This is a genomic window from Methylobacterium sp. GC_Met_3, assembly GCF_026540775.1.
Lineage (GTDB): Bacteria > Pseudomonadota > Alphaproteobacteria > Rhizobiales > Beijerinckiaceae > Methylobacterium.
Window position 1 is genome coordinate 1 of the sequence record NZ_JALNUL010000138.1, and the last position, 1,893, is coordinate 1,893.

The 1,893-nt window shown below is 70.9% G+C and carries 1 protein-coding gene; it reads left to right on the top strand.

What is annotated here, in order from left to right:
* Positions 1-17: 17 nt before the first annotated feature.
* Positions 18-1,893: 1-deoxy-D-xylulose-5-phosphate synthase (dxs, locus tag OXS27_RS32125; protein ID WP_276593429.1), on the top strand; the 1,876-nt coding region annotated here is incomplete at its 3' end.

Below are 1,893 nucleotides of genomic sequence, written 5' to 3' on the forward strand. Positions count from 1 at the left end.
TCCCGAACCCGGCAGCGTTGCGGCGTCTTCCGGAATCGGAGCTGCAGAGTGTGGCGGATGCGGTGCGCGCCGAGATGATCGACGCCGTCTCGATCACCGGCGGCCATCTCGGCTCGGGGCTCGGCGTGGTCGAACTCACCGTCGCCCTGCACCACGTGTTCGACACCCCCGACGACCGCATCGTCTGGGACGTCGGCCACCAGTGCTACCCGCACAAGATCCTCACCGAGCGCCGCGACCGCATCCGCACGCTGCGCCAGGGCGGCGGCCTCTCGGGCTTCACCAAGCGCTCCGAGAGCGTCTACGATCCGTTCGGCGCGGCCCACTCGTCCACCTCGATCTCGGCCGCGCTCGGCATGGCAGTCGCCCGCGATCTCGACAACGCCACCGCCAAGCACACGGGCGGCGCCGCCAAGCGCCGCAACGCCATCGCGGTGATCGGCGACGGCTCGATGTCGGCCGGCATGGCGTACGAGGCGCTCAACAACGCCGGCGCCCTGCATTCGCGCCTGATCGTGATCCTCAACGACAACGACATGTCGATCGCCCCGCCGGTGGGCGCCATGTCGGCCTACCTCGCGCGGCTCGCCTCGGGCGGCGCCTACCAGACCCTGCGCGAGACCGCCAAGCAGCTCGGCAAGCTCCTGCCGAAGGCGATCTACCAGCGCGCCGCGGCGGCCGAGGAATACGCCCGCTCGCTCGTGGTCGGCGGCGGCACGATGTTCGAGGAGATGGGCTTCCACTATGTCGGCCCGGTCGACGGGCACAACCTCGACCACCTGCTGCCGGTGTTGAAGAACGTGCGCGACGCCGAGCACGGCCCGATCCTGCTCCACGTGGTCACCCGCAAGGGCAAGGGCTACGCGCCGGCCGAGGCGAGTGCCGACCGCTACCACGGCGTGGTCAAGTTCGACGTGGTGTCGGGCGTGCAGGCCAAGGCCAAGCCGAACGCGCCGGCCTACACGCGGGTGTTCGGCGAGAGCCTGATCAAGGCGGCGGACGCCGACGACAAGGTCGTGGCGATCACCGCCGCCATGCCGGGCGGCACCGGCATCGACCTGTTCGGCAAGGCGCACCCGGACAAGACCTTCGACGTGGGCATCGCCGAGCAGCACGCGGTGACGTTTGCGGGCGGTCTGGCGACGGAGGGCTACCGGCCGTTCGTGGCGATCTACTCGACCTTCCTGCAGCGGGCCTACGATCAGGTCGTGCACGACGTGGCGCTGCAGAACCTGCCCGTACGGTTCTGCCTGGACCGGGCGGGTCTGGTCGGCGCCGACGGGGCGACCCATGCCGGCGCGTTCGATCTGGCGTACCTGTGCTGCCTGCCCAACATGACCGTGATGGCGGCCTCCGACGAGGCCGAGCTGGTCCACATGGTGGCGACCGCGCATGCCCACGACAGCGGCCCGATCGCGCTGCGCTACCCGCGCGGCGAGGGTGTCGGCGTCGAGTTGCCGGAGCGGGGCGAGGTTTTGGCCGTCGGCAAGGGCCGGGTGGTGCGGCGGGACGCGGAGGCGCGGGTCGCGATCCTCTCGCTCGGCACGCGTCTGGCGGAGGCGCTGAAGGCGGCCGACACGCTGGCCGAGCGGGGCGTCGCGGTGACGGTCGCGGATGCCCGCTTCGCCAAGCCGCTGGACGAGGCGCTGATCCTGGATCTGGCACGCGACCACGAGGTCCTGCTGACGATCGAGGAGGGCTCGCGCGGCGGGTTCGGCGCGATGGTGCTGCATCTTCTGGCCGAGACAGGCGCGCTGGATGCGGGGCGGGTGCGGGTTCGGACACTGACGCTTCCGGACACCTACCAGGACCACGACAGCCCGGAGAAGATGTACGCCGAGGCCGGGCTCGACGCGCAGACCATCGTCAAGACCGCCCTCGATACCCTGCCGG